The organism is Solirubrum puertoriconensis (assembly GCF_001483135.1).
In the GTDB taxonomy this organism is placed as follows: domain Bacteria; phylum Bacteroidota; class Bacteroidia; order Cytophagales; family Hymenobacteraceae; genus Solirubrum; species Solirubrum puertoriconensis.
The window spans coordinates 1,268,176-1,289,480 of sequence record NZ_LNAL01000008.1 but is presented as its reverse complement, the minus strand read 5'-3'; the positions used below and the strand labels follow the sequence as shown (position 1 = coordinate 1,289,480).

Genomic DNA, 21,305 nt, shown 5'->3' with positions numbered 1-21,305 from the left:
TCTGGCGTTTGGCGGGCTATCTTTGTTATTCGCCGCTGATAGAACCGTGTCCCAAACGCACCTTTTCTCCCTGCCTCAATCCGAGCCCGCCGCAGCCGACCGCGTCACGCTTTTTGCTGACGTGATATTGCCGTTGCCGCTGCCTAAGCTCTACACTTACCGCGTACCCTTCGAGCTGAACGACCAAGTGGTAATTGGTGGGCGGGTGCTGGTGCAATTCGGCGCAAAAAAGACGCTGAGCTGCATTGTGGCGGCCGTGCACGAAACTCCGCCCAAGGATTACCAAGCCAAATACATCCTCGAGTTTATTGACGATGCGCCGGTGGTAACGCAGCCTCAGCTGAAGCTTTTTCGCTGGATTGCCGAGTACTACATATGCACCATTGGCGAGGTAATTAATGCGGCCCTGCCGTCGGCGCTAAAGCTCAGCTCCGAGTCGCGGGTGCAATTGCATCCGCAGTATGTGTCGGAAGGCACACCTTACCCACTCAGCGAGCAAGAGCAGAAGATTGTGGAGGCGCTGAGCACAGAAGATGGCAAAGCATTGACTTTTTCGGAAGTAGGCGAAATTCTAGGTATCAGCTCGTTCCACAAGGTTATCAAGAGCCTCATTCAGAAAGATGTGGTCTTTCTGTTTGAGCACATTGCCGATAAGTACGCACCCAAAGTGGTGAAGAAGGTGCGCCTCGCCCACCATTTCGTAGCTGAGGCAGCACTGGAAGGCTTGTTTGAGGGCTTAGCCAGTAAGCCGAAGCAACTGGATGTGCTGATGCGCTACATCCAGCGCGTGCCGGTGTACCAAAACGAGCACCTCAACCACAGCGGCATCGAGAAAGCGGCCCTTACCAGCTCGCCGCACCTCTCCCCTTCCGCCGTGAACACGCTCATCAAAAACGGCGTGCTCGATCAGTTCGATCAGATTGTGTCGCGCTTTCCGCTCGACGAGAACGAAGGCAACCAAATGCCTTTCGCGCTGTCGGAAGCCCAAACCAAAGCGCGCGACCAAGTGCTGGAGCTATTCGGGCAAAAGGACATTACGTTGCTGCACGGCGTAACCGGCGCCGGCAAAACCGAGATTTACATCGACTTGATCCGGAAGGCGCTGGAAGGCGGCGGACAGGTGCTGTATTTGCTGCCCGAAATTGCCTTAACGGCGCAAATCGTAACGCGCCTCATGCGCGTGTTTGGCTCGCGCCTAGGTGTGTACCACTCCAAGTTCTCCGACAACGAACGGGTGGAGGTATGGAACGGCGTGCTTTCGGGCCGTTTTCAGGTGGTAGTGGGCGTGCGCTCGGCCGTGTTTCTGCCCTTCGACAGTTTGTCGCTGATAATCGTCGACGAGGAGCACGAATCGAGCTACAAGCAGTACGACCCGGCCCCGCGCTACAACGCCCGCGAAGTGGCCCTGATGATGGGCACCTTTCAGGGCGCTAAAATCCTGCTGGGTTCGGCAACGCCGTCGGTCGAGACGTATTACCAGTGCCGCGCCGGGCGCTGGGGTTTGGTGCAACTCACCAAACGCTTTGGCGAGGCGGGTCTGCCCGAAATAGAGCTAATTGACACGCGCCGCAATGCGCAGCAAGGTCAGAAAAAACCTTCGCATCACTTTACGCCTGAGCTTACGGCGGCCATTGAAGGTCGCTTATCGCAGGGCGAGCAGGTGATTTTGTTTCAGAACCGCCGGGGTTACTCGCCCTTTATCAGCTGCCTCGATTGCGGCTGGATACCCAAGTGCAAAAGTTGCGCTGTGAGCCTCAGCTACCACAAGAACGCGCACGAGCTGCGCTGCCACTACTGCGGCCACCACGAAGCCATGCCGCGTGAGTGCCCAGCCTGCGGGTCGCGGGCTATTCGGGCCATGGGCTTTGGCACCGAGCGCATCGAAGACGACCTAAAGATTATGCTGCCCGAGGCCAACGTGCAGCGCATGGACCTAGACACCACGCGCGCTAAAAACGCCTACCAGCAAATTATCAGCGACTTTGAGCAGCAGCGCACCAATGTGCTGGTGGGTACGCAAATGGTTACCAAAGGACTAGACTTTGGCAACGTAAGCCTCGTGGGCATCATCAACGCCGATAGCATCATCCATTACCCCGATTTCCGGGCGCACGAGCGGGCTTACCAGATGTTTGTGCAGGTGAGTGGCCGCGCCGGGCGCAAGGGCAAAAAGGGCAAGGTAATCGTGCAGACCGGCGACCCGCAGCAGCCCATCTTCGACAAGGTGATGCGCAACGACTACGAGGACTTCTACGAGTACGAGATTGCGCAGCGCCGCGAGCACATGTACCCGCCGTTTGCCCGCGTTATCAAGATTACGGTGAAGCACGTGGAAGAACGAGTAGCCCTGGAGGCGGCCGTGCTGTTGACGCAGGAATTGGTGGAGCGCCTAGGTCGGGATGCCGTGCTGGGCCCCGAGGCACCGTACATTTTCCGGATTCGTAACTTCTACCTGCAGGAAATTACCATCAAGCTCAGCCGTGAGCATACGGTACTGAAGCACGCCAAAGCGCAGATATTGGAGGCCATGACGCTGGTGCGCGACGAAAAAGACTACCGCCAAGCCCGCATTGTGGCTGATGTTGACCCGATGTAGCCCCACATACCTAGGGCTGATAAACAAAAGCGCCCCGGCTGCAGAGCCGAGGCGCTTTTGTTTAGACCGGTACAGTGCGTACGACCTAGATTTCTTCGAGCAGACCGAGTACGATCAGTACGATACCGATGATGGCGAAGATCAGACCGAGCAGGCCGATGATACCGCCGAAAATGCCGAGCAGTACGCCGATCAGCAGCAGGATGATACCCAGCTTGATGTTCTTAGCCAGGGCGTTGGCATCGTCGGCCGAGGCAGCGTTCGACTGCTTCTTAAGCTCGGCTTTGGCAGCCAGCTTGTCAACTTTCTTCAGTGCCTTGGCAACAAGGGCTTTCTGCACCATGTTGGGCTTAGCAGCCGGAGCAGCGGCTACTTCGGCGCGCTCTTGCTTGGCTACTTTGGCAGCCTTGCGCGGAGCAGCAGCTTCATCTTTTACGGCAGCAGCTACCGTGGCGGCCGGCGCTACAGGCTCGTCGGCTACTACAGCTGGAGCGGTTTGCTCGGCTACCGGCGCAGCGGGCTTCACAGCTACCGAACGGTGCTGGTCGCCGTGGTACGAGCTGGTTTTGGGGAGCATGGCGTACTCGTTGCGTGCGCAGCCCGTGAGAGCAGCGGCAAACAGGGCAGCAGCAGCCATTTTCTGGAGTGCAGAGGCAAGTTGCTTCATAGTGGTTATGGGTTAAGATTGTTTTGAACCAAGGAATGGTACGTTTTCGAGCCGAAAATAGGAGTTAGCTCAGACAAAAGAAGTATTAACTATATTCTTTCTTCAATTGATTGAGGATCAATTGGGTTTTTTCTGGCGTTGGGAAGGTAACGAACGGTTTTGGCAGCAGGCGTTGTTAAACCCAAAGTTGCCGTTTTCTTTGCACGCGTCTATGCACACGGATGTCTCCTTGTTTCTGCGCAAAGCACTAGTTGCCGCTATTGCTGTGCCTGCACTGCTGCTTTCCTGCACCCAAACGCCCATTGCCGAAAGCGACGCTGCCCGCGTGGTGCAGGGCCGCACCGAGGCCACGCCCGACACAGCTGGCTACCAGCGCCGCGCCCCCCAAGACCCCAACGGCATTAGTCGCTACTATATGGGCCGGCAAATTGCCCACGTAATGGGCCACGACGGCGCCGGCTGGCTGGAGCGCCCCGATCGGGAGCAGGAAGAAGGCACCGACATTTTGCTGCGCGAGCTGAAACTAAAGCCCACCGACGTGGTAGCCGACATTGGCGCGGGCACTGGCTTTTTCACGTTTCGCATGAGCGAGTTGGTACCTCAAGGCAAAGTGCTAGCCGTAGATATACAGCCGCAGATGCTCGAAAAGCTGAAGGCAGCCAGCCAACGCCGCAAGGTTACCAATGTAGAGCCCGTGCTGGGCACCGTTAAAAACCCTAACCTGCCGGCTAGTACCGTGGATCTGGCCCTAATCGTGGATGCCTACCATGAGTTCGACCACCCCAGGGAAATGATGCGCGCCATAAAAAACTCACTGAAGCCTGGTGGCCGAGTGGCTTTGGTGGAATACCGCTCCGAAGACCCCAATGTGCCCATTAAGCGCATTCACCGCATGAGCGAGGAACAGGCCCGCCGCGAATTGCAGGCGGTAGGGCTGCAGTTTGTAGAGAACATCAAATCGTTGCCGCAGCAGCACCTCCTCATTTTCAAGCGGCCTTAAAGCACCTAGGGCTACATTCTGCTACGTTTCACCGCGCGGCCATGCTCATTGAGCGTGGCCGTGTTGTTTACAGTTGAGTACCTGGGGCCGCATTACAACGCCTGGGTTAATTTTGCCCCATGCACACCCCCGACCCACGTCAGCTTTCCATACAGGATTTTACCTACGATTTGCCAGCCGAGCGCATTGCGCCGGAACCCCTCCCCGACCGTGACTCTTCGCGGCTGCTGGTATACCGCCAAGGCGCAATTCAGAACCGCATTTTTCGAGAGCTACCCAACGAACTACCCAACGACGCGTTGCTCGTGTTCAACAACACCAAAGTGGTGCGGGCTCGGTTGTATTTGCACAAACCCACGGGCGGCCAAATTGAGCTGTTTTGCTTGGAGCCGGTAGCGCCTAGCCGCGCTATTGAGCCGGCTATGCAACAAACCGGCGAATGCGTGTGGCGCTGCCTCGTAGGCAACGGAAAGCGCTGGAAAATCGGCACCGTGCAGGCCAGTTTTACTACGCCCGATGGGCAAACGGCAGTACTGGAGGCCGAGCGCGATGCCGCCGAAGAGGGCAGTTCCCTTATCCGGTTTCGGTGGCAGCCTGCTGAGTTGCCGTTTGCGCAGGTGCTGGCTGGTGCGGGCCGCTTGCCCTTGCCGCCCTACCTCAACCGCGAAGCCAACCCTACCGACGATGAGCGGTACCAAACCGTATACGCCGCGCACGATGGCGCCGTAGCTGCTCCTACCGCCGGTCTGCACTTTACCGAGCGGGTACTGCAGGCATTGCAGGCTCGTGGCATTGGGAGTGCGCAGCTTACCCTGCACGTGGGCGCCGGTACCTTTCAGCCGGTAAAAGCGGCCCAAATGGCCGACCACGCCATGCACTCGGAGCCCATTAGCGCTACCCGCCAGGTGCTGCGCCAGCTGATAGCCCACGCACCTAGGCCCATCATTGCTGTGGGTACCACCAGCCTGCGCACACTCGAAAGTCTCTACTGGCTGGGCTGCCAGGTGGTGCGGGGCGGCAGCCTATCGGGCCAGGTACAACAGTGGGAGCCGTACGAACACACCACTGAGGTGCCTATGCAAACCGCCTTGCAGGCGTTGCTCGATGAGCTGGAGCGCCGGGGCGACGATGCCCTGCAAGCCAGTACACAGCTGCTAATTGCACCGGGGTACCGCTTCAGAGTAGTACAAGGGCTGATTACCAACTTTCATCAGCCCGAAAGTACCTTGTTGCTGCTAGTGGCCGCCTTGCTGGGGCCGGGTTGGCGCACGGTTTACGACCATGCATTGGCCAACAATTACCGCTTTTTAAGCTACGGCGATAGTTCATTGTTGCTGCCCTAGGTATCCTTGTGCCAGAGTTTGCGTAGAAAGGTCCATTCCAATCTGACCTCATCCTATGAAAAAGATACTGATGCTCCTGTCGGCCGTTGCGCTGACCAGCATTTCAGCCATGGCGCAAACCGGCACCACTACTTCGTCGTCGACAACTACCACCAGCGGTAGCACCACGGGCACCACTACTTACGGCACCACGTCGGGTTCTACCACGGGTACTACTACAGGTACTACTTCGGGTAGCTACAACACCGGTACCACGAGCGGCAGCACCACCGGCGGCACGACTACCGGCGGTACCATGACGGGCACCAGCACCACCAACGACGCCAACAGTTCGGCTACGCCCGCTACCGATTCCAACACGCCTTACGAGCGCACCAAAGCTGGCCGTATGGTAAGCAACACGGGCAGCGACGTGAAGCGCGGTGGCAAGAAAGTGGGCCGCACCGTAGGCAAAGGCGCCAAGAAAGTAGGCAAAGGCGTGAAAAAAGGCGCCAAGAAAGTAGGCAACGAAGTGGAAGACGCAGTTGATTAATAGTTGCTTCTGCCAAGCACAAAAAAGCCCCGCCGGAACGTTCCGGCGGGGCTTTTTTGTGCTTGGCTAGGTGGCTATTGGCCTACCATGAAAATAGCATTGGTGAATAACAGTTTACCAGCCTGCCAAAATCCCCGAAATAGCGGGTTGTCGCCGAGGTATACTACTTGGCCGCGGCCCATCTCCTGCACACCTAGCACCACCGTATCGTTGAGCTTGGCGCGTACTTGGCTACCTGTGAAGCCGGAAGCCGCTTGCCCTTTTTTCAGCACGCCCACGTTCCAGCTGCCTTCGCCCAAAAACTGGTAGTTGAGCGGGCTGCGCACTAAGGCGTAGTAATTGTTTGGGTAGCCAAATGCCAGCGGGTGCGTGTTGTCGAGCTCAACGCGGTACACGCTGCCTTGCACCTGCCCCTGCAACGATTCGCGCTCGGCGGTGCCGTAGCGGCGCAGCTGCCGGTACGGGTCGGGAGCGGCGCCTTTCTTGTTAGTATTGGTGCGGCTCGAGTCGGCTGGCTTTGTTTTCAGGGCAAAATCCTTTTTGCCGGCCAGGTAGCTCATGGCACCTTCCATGGCCACCAGGCGGCCACCGCTGCGCACCCAGCTTTTCAGGTTTTCGAGTTGCCGCTCGTTCAGCACATCGGCGTAGTTGCCATCGGGCAGCACCAGCACATCAAACTTGTTCAGCGGCACCGAGGCAAAGTAATCGGTGCCAATTACCGACACTGGGTAGCCCAACTGCTGCTCGAAGAAGTGCCACACCTCGCCAAATGCCGTGGCATCGGTGCCAGGGCCAGCCATAAGAGCCACATTAGGCCTCCCTACCCCGTGCACATTGCTCGAGCCTAGGTCGCTACCCTCCGAAGCAAAGCCCGTTTTCACGGCTGTGAGCTCGGCACCGACCGAGTCGGCGAGGCTGCGCACCACGGCATCGAAGCGGTTACCGAGGCCTTGGTTGTTGCCGCGGTTGATGATGAGTGTGCCAGCCTGGAATTTCTGTCCGCCGGCCTCAAAGGGCTGGTAGGCTACGCGCACGCGCACCTGGCGCTGCAGCAAAGTCGAGAGGAGGCGTGCATCGCGCAGCGAGTTCCAGCGGGCAATGTAGGCGTAGGTGGTGCCGTCGGCAGCGGGCAAGCCGCTGTTGGGCTTGCTTGCCGCGGCAGGCGCTTTGCCGCCAGACTTCAAATTGGAGGTAAGAGCGTACCCTTGCAGCCCGTAGGCGTATGGCAGCGACCAAGCCGTAATGTCGTAAGTCAGCGAATCCTCTAGGGCTGCCTGTGGCTCAAACAGCACTTTTACCAGCGTCGATTTCGGCTGGTACATGCTTATCACTACATCAGTGGGCTGCAGCGTTACGCCTTCGCGCTTGCCGTTGCTGTAGTTGTAGGCTTGGGTTTTGCGCCGTTCGCCTAAGTAGCCAAACTGTATCTGCTGGCGCTGCAGGTAATCAACCAAGGGTGCCAGTCGCTCGGGCGAGCCGCTTACCACGTAGCTCTTGTAGCGGCCGCGGGGGCGCTGGCGCGCATCCTGGTAGTACTTGTCGAACTGCTTCAGCATCTCCTGCTGGTGGTCGGCAGCAGCCCGAATGGTGGCCCAGCTGGCGGCGTGGTGGTGCGCAATGCGGTCGGCCAGCGTCAGGGTGTCGCCGTCGCTCTTAATGTACCGCACGCCCGCGCGGCCACTACCGCCCTGCTCGTACGTCATGCCGATAGCGCCGTTGAAGCTGGGCCACGTGTCGCCGTAGCTGGGCGCAAATAGGTCGTAAGTTTCGCGGCTGAAATAAAGCCAGCCGTTTTTATCGAACACCTGCCGATTGTAATCGCCGATTACGTTCTGAAACTTGCGCTGGTAGGGCGTAATATCCTCGTGAAAGGGCTTGGCCGCCGGCGAGAAATAGTAAGGCGCTTCGGCGCTCATCTCGTGAAAATCGGCGTGCACTTGCGGCAGCCATTGGTTGTACAAGGCAATGCGCTGCTGGCTTTCGCGCTGGGTTTGCCAAGCCCAATCGCGGTTCAGATCGAACATGTAGTGGTTGAAGCGGCCACCGGGCCACGGCTCGCGGTGCTCCCAGCTAAGCGGCGAGGCGTTGGCTGGCGCGCCAGCTACGCGGCCGTACCACTGCGCGTACCGCTCGCGCCCATCGGGGTTCACGCACGGGTCGATGAGCAGCACCACGCGTTCGAGCAGCGCTTGGGCCTCTTTATTCTGCGGGTTGGCAAAGTCGTAGAGCACCTGCAGCACGGCTTCGCTCGATACGGCCTCGTTGCCGTGCACGTTGTAGCTCAGCCATACTATAGCCGGCTGATCGAGGTTGGGCGTGCCGCTTTCGAGCCCGGCCCGCCGCAAGTTGCTGCGCCGAATATCATCGAGGCGCTGCAAATTACGCGCGGTGGCAATCTGTACTACTTCGAGCGGGCGGCCTTCGTAGGTGCGGCCGTAAGGCACCACGCGCATGCGGTCGGCGTTTTGCTGCACCAGGTAATCGGCGTAGCGCAGTACATCGGCATGATAGGTGAAACGGCTGCCCAACTTGTAGCCCAAAAACTGTTCGGGCGACTGCAGAGCCTGCTGCGCAAAACTGGGGGCAGCGGCTGCTATGCTCATAGCCAGCAGTCCAGCCCGCAGCAAGCGGGTAAACGGTAGAGTCATCGTGGTGCCTAGGTAGAAAAGGTGGGTAAGAATATCGGCTTGCGGCGGCCTCGCTCCGAATGTACGCTACAAGGTAACCGATGTGGTTATACCAATGCACCTAGGTAGCTTAGGGCCACAGGTGCAGGTTGCGCCTGGCTTTGCTTATGGATATTTCGCTTACCACGCCTGCTCTGCTCTTTCCGGCTTTGTCGCTGCTGTTGCTAGCCTTTACCAACCGCTTTCTGGCACTGGCCAACTTGGTGCGCACGCTTAAAGTGCAGTACGCCGAAACTCACAGCGAGCATTACATGCAGCAAATCCGCAACCTGCGGCGGCGGCTCGGCTTGGTGCGCAACATGCAGGCCGTGGGCATTGCCAGCATGTTTGGCTGCGTGTTGTGCATGTTTTTGCTCTATGCTGGCTTCGCCGACCTAGGCAAGGTTGTATTCGGCGCCAGCTTATTGGCCTTGCTCGTGTCGCTGGCGCTGTCGTTGTGGGAAATTCAGATTTCCGTAGATGCCCTTAACATCGAGCTGAACGACCTGCAGCAAAACGAACAACGGCGGCAAGCCCACGAGGCCAACCGCCGTTGATTATGTTGCTACAGCTGCGTTGCTTTACCGCAAGCCAAAGCTGGTGCCGCTGCTCGGCACAAAGTCGAGCACGATGGAATTCATACAGAAGCGCTTGTAAGTAGGCGCGGGCCCGTCGTCGAAAATGTGCCCTAGGTGCGAATCGCAGCGCCCGCACAGCACCTCGGTGCGCTCCATGCCGTGCGAGTTATCGGGTAGGTACTTCACCGATTTCGCCCGCATGGGCTCAAAGAAGCTAGGCCAGCCACAGTCGCTGGCAAACTTGGCATCCGAGCGAAACAGGGCATTGCCACACGCCGCGCAGTAGTACGTGCCGCGGCCGGTAGCATTCCAGTACTTTCCCGTAAATGCCCGCTCAGTGTCTTTGCCGCGGGCCACACGGTACACATCCGGCGACAATACCTTTTGCCACTGCCCATCGGTCAGGCGCAAGCGGGTGGTGTCGGTGCGGGAGTAGTAAGGGTTGCGCGGCGTAGCTGGCTTGGCCGCGGTAGTGGTTTTCTGTGGCTTTGTGCTGGTAGGTTTGGTTTGTGCGTTAGCCGCCGAAAACCAGCTAACCAAAAGCAGCAGTACAGCCGTACGAATTTGCATGATGCAGAAGGTGATGTTGCAATGCTTACGCAGCTGCTACCTGCACTGGTTTTAGGCCTAGGTGCTCTGGATGCCTTCGCCACGTAGGCAAGGCCACAGCCGACACTTGGCATAACAAAAAAGCCCCGCAGAAGTGCGAGGCTTTTGAGTGATTCCGCTGGGATTCGAACCCAGGACCCATACATTAAAAGTGTATTGCTCTACCAGCTGAGCTACAGAATCGGTTCCTGGCTTTGCTTGCGTGCAGAGGCATTGCTGAAACGGGGTGCAAACTTAACACAGCTCGTCGGAGATTTGCAAATCTTTTTTTTCGACAAAGCCAAGCAGGGCGACACCCGTCGTATACGAGCAGCACCATCGGCTACGGCCGCCTTACCTCACGGCATGGTCCCTTAGTCCTGCCAAGCAAAGCCCGCCGTTCGCACAGCAATAACTGCAGTTCAGCGAGTTTCGCCAACTCTCCTACTGGGCTCCTCTACCTTTGAATTGCTAATCGGCCTTGTGGTGAGGGCAATTAGCTACTAGAAAACAAAGGGTGCCAGCAAAAGGGTATTGGTGAGAATCTACTGGCACGTTGGTAAGGCCGCAGTCTCTGACTGCGGCTTTCTACTTTTTAGCCAGTTTGAGCGCCTTAATCCTGCGGCAGTTTGCTGTTCGACGACTCTTCTTCTGGTTTCTCCTTTAGCTGATACAACACGCTCTCGGCTACTCCTCGCCCAAACAAGCTAACGCCAGCGTTGAACACACCTAGGGCTACAGTGCCCGCCACTACCCAATCCTTGGTAGCGGCGCCATCCTGCATGCGCTTGCTGGCCCACTGAATCAGGCATACACCGAAGCCAATTACCATTAGCCCACTGGGAGCAAATACCAGCCATTTGATTTTGTGCGTCATATCTAATTAGGTGTTTTGATGTGCGTAACAACTCTGCGTAGAGCAGCTTGTTGCGTAGGTACGTAATCTACCTAAGTTCGGCAGCCTTTGTACCCCCGCATTATTGCTGCGACCAATTGCGTTCCTTTGCACCTTACTTCGGTTTTCAGCGCCAATGCCTGCCACTACCTTCCAACAGCTCCTCGATGCGGCCTTTCGTCAGGATGGCCCCACTTACCTGCTGCCCGACGACCTAAAGGCCTACCAAACGCTGCACCGCTCGGCTCCGGCCGAGCAGGGCTTTCGGTTTGAGCGCGTACGCCTGCTAGTGGCCATGAGCCTGATGAAGGCGCTGGCTGACCTAGGCGACCACGAAGAGAGCCGGCAGGTGATGGAGGTGTTGCACAAAGCCCTAGGTGCCCGCTCCACGCAGCAAATCGATAGCATCATTACCAAGGACGCCCACCGTTTCGAGCGACTGTACACCGATTTGTACGTGAACGAGGAAGGCAGCTTGCTGCTCAACTTGTTCGAGCGCACGCTCGATGCCGACTCCATCCCGGCTATGGATCAGGTGATGGAAGAAGCTTTGGATCTGGTTTCGGAGCTAGACTTCAACCACCAAGCCGAGGAAGACGAGGACGAGGACGAATAGTCAACAGCCGCCTACGCGTACAGCACAAAAAAGCCACCCCGGCAGCTGTCGGGGTGGCTTTTGGCTTGTAAGCACCTAGGCCGTTAGTAGCCGGGGTTCTGCGGTAGAGCGTTGCCTAGGTTGATTTCGTGCTGCGGAATGGGCATCACGAGCCTGGGCGAGTTCCACGGAATTGCGGTAGAGATGTCGCGTTGTGTGCGGCGGTAATCGTGCAAGCGGAAGCCCTCGAAGGCTAGTTCCAGTTCCCGCTCACGTAGAATCTGCGCCAAGGTGATTTGTCGCGCATTTGGATTTTTTTGAGGTTGATTCGTAGTCGGATCAATAATGGGTACGTTGTTAGCGTCCTTAAGAATCACCGGATTCAAAGAATCAGCTTGTGCTCTCGCTCTGATCCTGTTTACATCTGCCCAAGGCGATGCTCCTACTGCTGCACCTAAGCGAAAGTTGGCTTCAGCTCGGGTCAAATACAGTTCAGCAATTCGAATGATGGGTATATTCTGACCAGCAGTGTTCCACTTGTACGAACGCAATCTGCCAGCTCTACGACCTGTGCCGGTGTATATTAAACTGTTACCAATGCCTTGAGCAGAGCCACGCTGGTCCCGAACTCCATACAGCCCGGCAAAACTCTCTAGAATTTGCACATCGCCACGACCACCGAATCCTGCAGCATTGCTAGAATAAAATGTTGCTAAGCCATCGTTAGCAGCACCAGCATTATTTTGGTCGTTTTGCTGAATTTCGAACAGTGACTCTCGAGTGTTACGGTTAGTGAAGGCAGACAATACGGAGGCGTTAAGTGCAGCGCCGCTGTTCTGAATTACCTCGTTGGCAAGGTTGCGGGCTTGCGTGTAGTTGGCCTGCTGTAGGTACACCCGTGATAACAGCGCTTGCGCATCGTACACGTCGGCGCGTACGCCGTTGGCTTCGGGTAGCTTTGCAATAGCATCCTGCAAATCCTGAATGACTTGCTGGTACACGGCCGCTACCGAGGCCCTAGGTAAGCGCTGGCCTGCCTGCTCTTCGGAAGTGTTCGGCGTAAGCGACAAAGGCACGCCAGGCTGCGAAGCCGCTGTGGCAGCCTGATACTGCTGCGCGTAGAGACGTACCAAATCGAAATAAACCAACGCCCGGATGAACTTAGCTTCGCCTTCAAACTGCGCCCGGTCGTCCTCGTCGGTAACGGCCGTTGGGTTAATGGCAGCCAGAATGAGGTTAGTGAGGTTGATTGTTTGGTACGCTTGGTTGAAGGTGCGGTCGGCCTCGGTATTGAGGCTGGTCATTTCCTTGCGGGCCACCTCGCGGTAGCTCACAAAGGTGCCCTGCCAGTTTATGTTGTTTTCGGAGGCCAGCAGTTCGGGCAGCAGCAGCATGTTGGTGCCGTAGAGCTGCGGCAAATCGAGGCGAGCATAAGCACCCACCACGGCCGATTCGATGCCTTCGCGAGAGTTCAGCGCCTCGCCGGCATCAATCGACTGCTGAGGGCTAAGCTCCAGCTGATCCTTACAGCCGGTGGTAGCGCCCAGCGTGAGCAGCAAGGCCAGAGCGGCCGTGCTGCCAACAGCAGAAAATTTCATCTTAAACATGGTGGTTGCGGTTTAGAAGCCCAGGTTTACCCCTACCAGCCAGGTTTTGGCCAGCGGTGGCGTGTAGAAATCGTGTCCCAGCAGGTAGTTCGGCAAGCCAAAGGCCGTCGTGTTTACCTCGGGGTCGTACCCGGGATAGTCGGTAATGGTAATCAGGTTTTGCCCCGTCACGTAAATGCGCGCCGACTGCAAACGAGCCTTTTCGATTAGCGACTTGGGCAAAGTGTAACCCAGCGTTACGTTTTTGAAGCGCAGGAACGAACCATCGTAGATCCAACGCGAAGAAGGCTGCGTTCCGTTCGCATCGCCGAAGCTGGCGCGCGGCACATCGGTAACGTCGCCGGGTTGCCGCCAGCGGCGCAGCTGATCGACGGTTTGGTTGTCGAAGAAGTCGGCGTTTACCGACTGGAACACCCCACCGATGTTGTAAATGTCGTTGCCGTACGAGAACTGATTCAGGATGCTCAGATCGAACCCGAACGCATTGAACGTGTTGGTAAGTCCCCCCGTGAACTTGGGGTTGGGGTTACCTAGGCGCTGATCGGCGGCGGCAGTGTAGTCGTTGGTGGTGGTGCCTTCGGCTGTGTAGTAGAGCGCATCGCCGGTGGCTGGATCGGCGCCGGCAAACTTCTTACCCCAGAACACGCCGATGGGCTCGCCCTCACGCACGCGCCCTAGGTTGCGGCCGCCCGAAATAATTTCTTGGCCGTTGAGCTGCGTAACCTTATTGCGGTTGACGGAAATGTTGAAGTTGGTAGCCCACTTAAACACCTCGTTGTCGATGTTGCGCGTGTTTAGGCTTAGCTCGATGCCGCGGTTTTGCAGCTTGCCAATGTTGCGCGTAACGATGGGGTAACCACCCGTGTAGGGTAATTGCAGATCGAGCAGCAGGTCGTTGGTCTGCTTGTCGTACACGTCGATTTCGCCACCGATGCGGTTGTTCAGGAAACCGAATTCCAAACCGATGTCGGCCTGCGCGGTGTTTTCCCAAGTGAGGTTGGGGTTACCTAGGCCACTGGGTTGGATACCGGCCACGTCGGCGTACGGGATGGCCGTAAACAAGCGCCGATAGGCAAAGTTGCCCACCTCGGCGTTGCCGGTGAGGCCGTAGCTGGCGCGCAGCTTTAGGAGGCTTACCGCGGAGTTGCCTTGCAGGAAATCCTCTTCGGTAATTACCCAGCCCACCGAACCTGCCGGGAAAATACCGTAGCGGTTATCGGGGCTGAAGCGCGACGATCCGTCGACGCGGGCGCTAGCCGAAACCAAGTACTTGTTGCGGAAGGTGTAGTTGACGCGGCTGAGGTACGAAATGAAGGAGTAATCCGTACCCGAGCTTGAACCAGCAGTGATGCGTGCCGCCGAGGCAATGCGCCGGAACTGGTCGTTGGGGAAACCACGCCCCTCCGAAGCGGTTTGCCGCTGATTGAACCGCTGGAACGAAAAACCAAGCAGCGCCTCCACGGTGTGGTCGTTGCCAATGGTTTTGAAGTACGTCGCCGTTTGGTTGGTGGTGTAGTTTATCGACTGCACCTGGTTGGAGTAGCCGTAGCCGGTGGGCGCGCCATCTTCGGTGTAGCGGCCGCGAAACAGTTCTTCGTTCAGGTTCAGGAAGTCGGCCCCAATCTCCGAGCGCAGCGTAAGGCCCGAAATGGGCTGGTACTGCAAAAACGCGTTGCTGAACGAGCGGTACGTACCGGCCGTGTTTTGGGCGTTGCTAACCTCTACCAGCGCGTTGTAGTACAGCGTACCGCGGTTGAGGCCCGTGGGGTCGGTGGGGTCGTCCTTCGCCTGAATGGGCGGAATGGCGTTCAGCTGTACCGGGTTCGAGAAGGCGTTGTCATCGGGCACCCGGTTGTTCACCGAGCGCGTCAGCGACAGGTTCAGGCCGACTTTCAGTTTTTCGGTAATGGAGTGGTCGAGGTTGGTGCGGAACGAGCCCCGGCGGTAGCGGTTGCCCACAATGATGCCGGTTTGGTCGTTGTAGTTCGCACTCAGGAAGAAGCGCGTTTTGGCATCACCACCCGACACGTTCGCGTCGTACTGCTGCACGTTTCCTTTACGGAAGGCCAGTTCCGACCACGGCGTATCGAAGTTAGAGTTGTAGTCGAGTCCGCCTTCGAACTCGAATACCTCGGCAATGTCGGGGTTGGGTCCGTAGAAGAAGTTGATGTAGCCGTCGGGGTTGGCAGCCGAGTTACGAATGGCCTCGGCAAACAGCTCTTTGTACTGCTCGGCGTTCAGGAATTTGCGTAAGCGCGTGGCCTCGCTGCGGCCGTAATAATAGCCTACGTTAACTCGGGTTTGCCCTTGCCGGCCCTTCTTAGTGGTTACCAGAATAACCCCGTTGGAGGCTCGCGAACCGTAAATAGCTGAAGCCGCCGCATCCTTCAGAATGGTAATCGATTCAATGTCGTTCGGGTTCAGGTCGGCCAGCGGGTTGATGGGCTCCGTGTTGGCCAAGCCCACATCCTGCGAGGTTACGGGTATGCCATCAATCACATACAACGGCTGGTTGGAGGCCGACACCGACGATGAACCACGCACCCGAATTTGCACCGCAGCACCCAGCTTACCCGAGCCTTGGTTAATTTGCACCCCCGGCGTGCGGCCTTGCACAGCCTGCTCAAAGCTCACCACCGGCACGTTTTCAACCTCTTTCGAACCTAGCTGCGTTACGGCACCGGTGAGCTCGCGCTTGGTTTGCGTACCGTAGCCCACTACTACCGTTTCGTTCAGAAGCTGCTCGCTGCCTTGCAAACGCACGTTGATGTTCGTTTGCTCGCCCACCGGAATTGTTTGGGTGGCGAAACCTACCGAACTGATCACGATTGTAGCTCCCTGCCGCACCGTTAGCCGAAAGTTGCCATCGGCATCGGTGCTTGTACCATTAGTGGTGCCTTGCTCCAGTACCGTGGCCCCCGGCAATCCGGTGCCATCGGCCACTGCCGTTACGCGGCCGCTAACGGTACGCGTTTGGGCTTGGGCTACCACTGCCGCCGGACCCAGAAGGGCTAGCGAGAGTAGAAGTTTATGATTCATAAGGGATGGCCTTTCGGCCGGTTTGGTGAGTGAAAAAGCAAAAAAGATTAAGCCATGCGTACTGGTAAGAGGTGGAAAGGTGCCCGACACAACAGCCGCTCCGTGGCGCGGTAAACGGCATGTGCTCGTTAGTAGAGCCGGTTTTTGAAACCTATGAAGATTTCCTGCCGAGCTGAGACTAGGGAAAAGAAGGAAAAATCAGCGGTAACGCGCGGTGCTGCCGACCGGCAGAACACGCCTTCGTCAGCAACTAATATAAATATTACACAACACAATTTCACTACTAAGACAACTAGCCGATAATAATTCTATCGATATTTCTAACCTTGGCTGTAGCCCCACACACAAGCAAAATTGCCAAGCGTATTTGCATCTTGAGTATATGCTGCTACAACAGCCTACCATCACTGGCCGCTCCAAAGCACTGCACTCAGCGGGAATCAGTAGCTTACCCGGAGCCCGCTTAAAACGCGTACAATCGGCCCAATTAAGCTGCCTTGGTGGGGCATGCCGTAGAAAGCATGCAGATGGAGCACTAGCGTACGTCGTTTGGCCTGCATACCTTTACCGGGTACGGAGTAGCCGCGCTACTACCTTCGCGTAAGGTTTTTACCTTGTGGCCTACTTGTTATTTAATGGCTGAAATACAATACCTCACTACGCCCGATGCCATCCGGCAAGCTGCCGATTGGTTGCGTAATCAACCGCGCATTGCCGTCGACCTGGAGTTCGACGACATGCGTCATCACTACGGCCGCAATCTTGCCTTAATTCAAATTTTCGACGGGGCTACGGTTTACCTCATCGACCCCATTCCGCTAACCAACCCCGCCGCCGAGCTGCAGCCCCTTTGGGAAATCCTGAGCGACAGCAACGTGGAAAAGGTATTCCACAGCTGCAAGTCGGATATACTGCTGCTCGACGAGCTGTACGGCGTGCGCGTGCGCCGCATCACCGATACCAGTGTGCTGCACACGTTGCTGGCCGAGTCGGATAATAACATTGCCCTAGGTCGGCTAATCCAAAGCGAGCTGGGCATTGAGGTGGACAAGGGCGAGCAGAAATCGAACTGGCTGAAGCGCCCTCTCACCGAAGCGCAGAAGCAATACGCCGCCAACGACGTGCTGTACCTGCTAGAGCTAGCCGACCGCCTTGCTGCAAAGCTGGCCGTATTGGGCCGCACGAATTGGGCAGCTGAGGAAAACGCCATTCTGGAAGACGTACGCTACACCCGCGACGAACGCCCCTACCTGCGCATTGCCGGCAAATACCGCATTCAGCCGCACGAGCTGCCGCTTTTCCGCGACCTGTACTTGCTGCGCGACCAAGTAGCCAAGGAGCTCGACCGGCCGCCGTACATGGTGTTTTCGAACGACCGCCTTTCGGAGCTGGTGCGCGATACGCCACGTAGCACCAACGATTGGCGAGCCGCCCGTGGCCTGCACCCTGAGCTGAAGCGCGAGCCGTACATCAACCAACTGGCGGCCATGTCGCCGGATAAGTTTGTGGCCGTGCCCGAGCCGCCGCTGGCTGCCGATCAGCGCCGCTTTCCGTTCCGCCGCCGCCTCAACGGCGACCGAGCTGCCCGCGCCGATGCCCGCGAGCAGTTCCTGATGACGCTGAAAACGCACATCGCCAACGACATCAATAGCTACGTGGCCAACCTGGTACTCTCCAACCGGCTCATCGGCGACATTGTGGAGCAAGGTGCCGAGCGTGTGTTGCGCCCCTGGCAAAAGCAGTTGCTGCGCGATGCCACCCAGCGCCACAACCTCGACTACGCTTTCATCGCCGAGCCTTTCGATGCGGTGAGTGCCTAACCGGCCCTAGGTCGGTAGTACACAAACAGCGCCCGGCAGCCAAGCCGGGCGCTGTTTGTGTATTGAAATCCTGTTTAGGCTGTCATGTCGAGCGGCAGGCAAGGGCACCTAGTGACAAGCGCCTAATGCTGAAACTGGGCTTCTTCGGTAGAGCCCACCAACGCCGCCGTGCTAGCCTGCCCGCTCGACACCACGTTCTGCACGGCATCGAAGTAGCCGGTACCTACGAAGGCCTGGTGCTTTACGGCCTTGAAGCCGTGCTGCTGTAGGGCAAACTCGCGCTGTTGCAGCTCGGAGTAGCCAGCCATGCCCCGGTCGCGGTACGCTTGGGCTAGCTCGAACATGCTGGTGTTGAGCGCGTGGAAGCCAGCCAGCGTGATGAACTGAAACTTGAAGCCCATGGCAGCAAGCTCTTCGCGGAAGGTTTCCATCTGTTCCACCGTCAGCTTGGCGGCCCAGTTGAACGAGGGCGAGCAGTTGTAGGCCAGAATTTTGCCCGGGTACTTGGCATGAATGCCTTCGGCGAATTGGCGCGCCTGCTCGAGGTCGGGGTGCGAGGTTTCCATCCAGAGCATATCGGCGTAGGGCGCATAGGCTAGGCCGCGGGCAATGCAGGCCTCTACGCCGCAATGCACCCGGTAAAAACCCTCGCTGGTACGCTCGGCTTCTTGCAGCACAAAGGGCTTGTCGCGCTCATCTACATCGGAGGTGAGCAGGTCGGCGGCATCGGCATCGGTGCGGGCTACAATGAGCGTAGGCACGCCCATTACGTCGGCAGCGAGGCGGGCAGCTACCAGTTTTTGCACGGCCTCTTGGGTGGGCACCAGCACCTTGCCGCCTAGGTGGCCGCACTTTTTGGCCGACGACAGCTGGTCCTCGAAGTGCACGCCCGCGGCGCCGGCTTCAATCATCATCTTCATCAGCTCGAAGGCATTCAGGTTGCCTCCAAAACCGGCTTCGGCATCGGCCACAATGGGCACCAAGTAATTCACGCTTCCTTCGCCGCCATCTTTATTCTCTAGGTGCTGGATTTGGTCGGCGCGCAAGAGGGCGTTGTTGATGCGGCGCACAACGGCAGGCACCGAGTCGACGGGGTATAGGCTTTGATCAGGGTACATGTGGCCGGCCAGGTTAGCATCGGCTGCTACCTGCCAGCCCGAGAGATAAATGGCGTTGAGGCCGGCCTGCACCTCCTGCACGGCCTGGTTGCCGGTGAGGGCACCTAGGCCCGCCACGTAGGGCTGGGTGTGCAGCAGCTTCCAGAGCCGCTCGGCCCCGTGCCGCGCCAGCGAGTGTTCAATCTTAACGGAGCCTTGCAGCTTTACAACGTCTTCGGCGGAGTAGGGTCGCTCGATGCCTTCCCAGCGGGAGTTAGTGGCCCAGTCTTGGTTGATGGCGGCAATGCGTTCGGCGCGGTTCATATGTGTAGGGTTTTGGGTGTGGAATTGGAGAAAGGTTTGGGCAATGCGAAGCCAGACCGACGATTTCAAGCGTCGGTGAGGGATAAGCAGAAGGCGGAGGAAGCGAGGTAGCGCGCGCTGCAAGCCGCAGCCCATGGGCAGTAAAGTCAATCATCCAGCGGATTGCCGGTTACTACCCGGAGGCGCGGACCGCGAAGCCCGCGCTACGGTTCGCTAGGCCAGTGTCTCGTAGGCTGGCAGGGTCAAAAAGTCGGCGCACTTTTCGGCCAGTACCAGGCGGTCGAGCAGGTGCACGGCGGGGCGGTAATACTCCTGGTAGGTATCCTCTCCTACTTCGCGCCGCAGCTTGTCTACAATGTCCTGCAGCAGCTCGCGGTATAGCTCGGAGGTAACGTAGCGGTCATCGGCCAGCACGGTGCCGGGGGTGTGCAGCCATTGCCACAGTTGCACGCGCGAGATTTCGGCAGTGGCGGCGTCTTCCATCAGGTTGTAGAGCGGCACGCAGCCGTTGCCGCTAATCCAAGCGCCTAGGTAGCGCAGGGCAACATCAATGTTCTGGCGCATGCCAGCTTCGGTGATGGTGCCTTCGGGTGCATGCAGCAGCTCGGCGGCGGTAGGCAGCGGCTGCTCGGAGCGCGGCTTGTCAATCTGGTTCGGCTGGGCCATCAGTTTATCGAATACCTCCAGCGCTATAGGCACCAGCGCGGGGTGCGCCACCCAAGTGCCATCGTGCCCGAGGGTAGCCTCGCGCACTTTGTCGTTGTGCACCTTATCGAGGGCAATGGCATTGTCGGCGGGGTTATCCTTGATGGGAATTTGCGCGGCCATGCCGCCCATGGCGTGTACCCCTCGGCGGTGGCAGGTATCGATAACCAGGCGCACGTAGGCGGCCATGTTGGGCACCGTCATGGTTACCTGCGAGCGGTCGGGCAGGCGGTACTCGGAGCGGGCACCTAGGGTTTTAATGTAGGAGAAGATGTAGTCCCACCGACCGCAGTTAAGGCCGGCCGAGTGCTGGCGCAGCTCCCACAAAATCTCGTTGGTTTCGAAGGCGGCCGGCAGCGTTTCGATGAGCACAGTAGCCTTGATGGTGCCCTTCGGAATCCTCAGCTCCCACTGCGCAAACTCGAATACTTCGTTCCAGAGGCGCGCCTCCAGGTGGCTTTCCAGCTTCGGCAGGTAGAAGTACGGCCCGGTACCGCGAGCAATCAGCTCGTGGGCGTTATGAAAGAAGTACAGGCCAAAGTCGAACAACGCGCCGCTTACTTCTTCGCCATCTACGAGCACGTGCTTTTCGGGTAGGTGCCAGCCGCGGGGGCGCACCAGTAGTGTGGCGGTGCGCTCGTTCAGCTTGTAGGTTTTAGCGGGCGTTTCGAGCGAGATGGTGCGGCGCACGGCATCGCGCAGGTTTATCTGGCCCTGCACCACATTGTCCCAGGTGGGCGAAAGCGAGTCTTCGCAGTCGGCCATGAACACCTTGGCTCCCGAGTTCAGGGCGTTGATGATCATCTTCCGCTCGGTGGGGCCGGTAATCTCCACGCGCCGGTCGAGCAGGTCGGCGGGCAACTCGGCCACTTTCCAGTCGCTCTCGCGCAGCTGCTTGGTTTCGGGCAAAAAATCGGGCAGCTGACCAGCCGCAAACTCGGCGTGGCGTTGCTGACGGCGCTGCAACAGCTCGCGCCGGCGCCCCTCGAAGTGGCGGTGCAAAGCGGCTACAAACGCCAGGGCCGATGGCGTGAGCACCTCGGCATAAGCTGTTGTGCAACGGCCCAGCACTTTCACGCGCTCGGGGCAGAGGTAATCGGTTTTGGCGGCAACGAGCGGCTGATCAAGCGTTTCCATAGGTTTTTAGTTGGTGGGATTATGTGCAGGAAGATCTTGACCAAACATACGTGAGCGAATAAATTTTGTCAAGCGAATTTTCGCTAAAAGTAAAAAATTAGCTTTTATGTCGAATT

At 58.0% G+C, this 21,305-nt stretch carries 15 protein-coding genes and 1 tRNA gene; 7 read left to right on the top strand and 9 right to left on the bottom strand.

Translation table 11 applies throughout. The features are described 5' to 3' along the window. Window positions 1–46 precede the first annotated feature (46 nt). Window positions 47–2,596, top strand: coding sequence for a replication restart helicase PriA (gene priA, locus ASU33_RS19720; protein ID WP_059072506.1), 2,550 nt, complete (start codon window positions 47–49; stop codon window positions 2,594–2,596). An 85-nt stretch (window positions 2,597–2,681) separates the two neighbouring features. Here the strand turns inward: priA and ASU33_RS19715 are convergent, their stop codons facing one another. Beyond that, the gene (locus ASU33_RS19715; RefSeq protein ID WP_059072505.1) at window positions 2,682–3,263 is read right to left on the bottom strand and encodes a hypothetical protein; all 582 of its coding nucleotides are present in this window, start codon (window positions 3,261–3,263) and stop codon (window positions 2,682–2,684) included. A 211-nt stretch (window positions 3,264–3,474) separates the two neighbouring features. On the opposite strand from ASU33_RS19715, the gene ASU33_RS19710 reads away from it, so the two are divergent. The 3 genes from ASU33_RS19710 to ASU33_RS21360 all read left to right on the top strand — a co-directional run bounded on the left by ASU33_RS19710 (window position 3,475) and on the right by ASU33_RS21360 (window position 6,138). After that, window positions 3,475–4,263 carry a class I SAM-dependent methyltransferase gene (locus ASU33_RS19710; protein ID WP_078063333.1) on the top strand — a complete coding sequence of 263 codons (789 nt, stop codon included), beginning with the start codon at window positions 3,475–3,477 and terminating at the stop codon, window positions 4,261–4,263. A 119-nt stretch (window positions 4,264–4,382) separates the two neighbouring features. Beyond that, on the top strand, window positions 4,383–5,606 hold the full coding sequence (locus ASU33_RS19705; protein ID WP_059072504.1) for an S-adenosylmethionine:tRNA ribosyltransferase-isomerase: 1,224 nt from the start codon (window positions 4,383–4,385) through the stop codon (window positions 5,604–5,606). A gap of 55 nt (window positions 5,607–5,661) precedes the next feature. After that, the gene (locus ASU33_RS21360; protein WP_059072503.1) at window positions 5,662–6,138 is read left to right on the top strand and encodes a hypothetical protein; all 477 of its coding nucleotides are present in this window, start codon (window positions 5,662–5,664) and stop codon (window positions 6,136–6,138) included. Between the two features lie 74 nt (window positions 6,139–6,212). On the opposite strand, the gene ASU33_RS19695 is transcribed toward ASU33_RS21360, so the two are convergent. Next, window positions 6,213–8,786: a M14 family metallopeptidase gene (locus tag ASU33_RS19695; protein WP_286130688.1), complete on the bottom strand. Its 2,574-nt coding sequence runs from the start codon at window positions 8,784–8,786 to the stop codon at window positions 6,213–6,215. 146 nt (window positions 8,787–8,932) lie between these two features. On the opposite strand from ASU33_RS19695, the gene ASU33_RS19690 reads away from it, so the two are divergent. Then, the gene (locus ASU33_RS19690) at window positions 8,933–9,361 is read left to right on the top strand and encodes a DUF2721 domain-containing protein (protein ID WP_059072502.1); all 429 of its coding nucleotides are present in this window, start codon (window positions 8,933–8,935) and stop codon (window positions 9,359–9,361) included. Between the two features lie 24 nt (window positions 9,362–9,385). On the opposite strand, the gene msrB is transcribed toward ASU33_RS19690, so the two are convergent. The 3 genes from msrB to ASU33_RS19675 form a co-directional block, all read right to left on the bottom strand. Beyond that, on the bottom strand, window positions 9,386–9,952 hold the full coding sequence (gene msrB / locus ASU33_RS19685) for a peptide-methionine (R)-S-oxide reductase MsrB (RefSeq protein WP_059072501.1): 567 nt from the start codon (window positions 9,950–9,952) through the stop codon (window positions 9,386–9,388). 149 nt (window positions 9,953–10,101) lie between these two features. Continuing rightward, window positions 10,102–10,174 (bottom strand) — tRNA-Lys (locus ASU33_RS19680). 409 nt (window positions 10,175–10,583) lie between these two features. After that, window positions 10,584–10,847 carry a hypothetical protein gene (locus ASU33_RS19675; protein ID WP_149867319.1) on the bottom strand — a complete coding sequence of 88 codons (264 nt, stop codon included), beginning with the start codon at window positions 10,845–10,847 and terminating at the stop codon, window positions 10,584–10,586. Between the two features lie 154 nt (window positions 10,848–11,001). On the opposite strand from ASU33_RS19675, the gene ASU33_RS19670 reads away from it, so the two are divergent. Then, the gene (locus ASU33_RS19670) at window positions 11,002–11,481 is read left to right on the top strand and encodes a hypothetical protein (RefSeq protein WP_059072499.1); all 480 of its coding nucleotides are present in this window, start codon (window positions 11,002–11,004) and stop codon (window positions 11,479–11,481) included. 83 nt (window positions 11,482–11,564) lie between these two features. Here ASU33_RS19670 and ASU33_RS19665 read toward each other — a convergent pair whose 3' ends face one another. Both ASU33_RS19665 and ASU33_RS19660 read right to left on the bottom strand, forming a co-directional pair. Next, window positions 11,565–13,058 (bottom strand): RagB/SusD family nutrient uptake outer membrane protein, encoded by a 1,494-nt coding sequence (locus ASU33_RS19665; protein ID WP_078063332.1) that lies wholly within the window; start codon window positions 13,056–13,058, stop codon window positions 11,565–11,567. A gap of 21 nt (window positions 13,059–13,079) precedes the next feature. Beyond that, a complete protein-coding gene (locus ASU33_RS19660; RefSeq protein ID WP_059072497.1) occupies window positions 13,080–16,106 on the bottom strand; it encodes a SusC/RagA family TonB-linked outer membrane protein in 3,027 nt (1,008 codons plus the stop codon). Between the two features lie 635 nt (window positions 16,107–16,741). Here ASU33_RS19660 and ASU33_RS19655 point away from each other — a divergent pair. Beyond that, window positions 16,742–17,926, top strand: coding sequence for a ribonuclease D (locus ASU33_RS19655; RefSeq protein WP_059072496.1), 1,185 nt, complete (start codon window positions 16,742–16,744; stop codon window positions 17,924–17,926). 122 nt (window positions 17,927–18,048) lie between these two features. On the opposite strand, the gene aceA is transcribed toward ASU33_RS19655, so the two are convergent. Beyond that, entirely contained in the window at window positions 18,049–19,347 is a 1,299-nt protein-coding gene (aceA, locus tag ASU33_RS19650) for an isocitrate lyase (RefSeq protein ID WP_059072495.1), read from the bottom strand. Between the two features lie 213 nt (window positions 19,348–19,560). After that, window positions 19,561–21,189, bottom strand: coding sequence for a malate synthase A (gene aceB / locus ASU33_RS19645; protein WP_059072494.1), 1,629 nt, complete (start codon window positions 21,187–21,189; stop codon window positions 19,561–19,563). Window positions 21,190–21,305 lie beyond the last annotated feature (116 nt).

Bases quoted from the DNA above. Each gene is read 5' to 3' on its own strand.
- ASU33_RS19660 (WP_059072497.1), bottom strand. From the start codon at position 16,106: ATGAATCATAAACTTCTACTCTCGCTAGCCCTTCTGGGTCCGGCGGCA.
- ASU33_RS19655 (WP_059072496.1), top strand. From the start codon at position 16,742: ATGGCTGAAATACAATACCTCACTACGCCCGATGCCATCCGGCAAGCT.
- ASU33_RS19710 (WP_078063333.1), top strand. From the start codon at position 3,475: ATGCACACGGATGTCTCCTTGTTTCTGCGCAAAGCACTAGTTGCCGCT.
- msrB (WP_059072501.1), bottom strand. From the start codon at position 9,952: ATGCAAATTCGTACGGCTGTACTGCTGCTTTTGGTTAGCTGGTTTTCG.
- aceB (WP_059072494.1), bottom strand. From the start codon at position 21,189: ATGGAAACGCTTGATCAGCCGCTCGTTGCCGCCAAAACCGATTACCTC.
- ASU33_RS21360 (WP_059072503.1), top strand. From the start codon at position 5,662: ATGAAAAAGATACTGATGCTCCTGTCGGCCGTTGCGCTGACCAGCATT.
- ASU33_RS19670 (WP_059072499.1), top strand. From the start codon at position 11,002: ATGCCTGCCACTACCTTCCAACAGCTCCTCGATGCGGCCTTTCGTCAG.
- ASU33_RS19690 (WP_059072502.1), top strand. From the start codon at position 8,933: ATGGATATTTCGCTTACCACGCCTGCTCTGCTCTTTCCGGCTTTGTCG.
- ASU33_RS19665 (WP_078063332.1), bottom strand. From the start codon at position 13,058: ATGAAATTTTCTGCTGTTGGCAGCACGGCCGCTCTGGCCTTGCTGCTC.
- ASU33_RS19675 (WP_149867319.1), bottom strand. From the start codon at position 10,847: ATGACGCACAAAATCAAATGGCTGGTATTTGCTCCCAGTGGGCTAATG.
- ASU33_RS19695 (WP_286130688.1), bottom strand. From the start codon at position 8,786: ATGACTCTACCGTTTACCCGCTTGCTGCGGGCTGGACTGCTGGCTATG.
- ASU33_RS19715 (WP_059072505.1), bottom strand. From the start codon at position 3,263: ATGAAGCAACTTGCCTCTGCACTCCAGAAAATGGCTGCTGCTGCCCTG.
- aceA (WP_059072495.1), bottom strand. From the start codon at position 19,347: ATGAACCGCGCCGAACGCATTGCCGCCATCAACCAAGACTGGGCCACT.
- ASU33_RS19705 (WP_059072504.1), top strand. From the start codon at position 4,383: ATGCACACCCCCGACCCACGTCAGCTTTCCATACAGGATTTTACCTAC.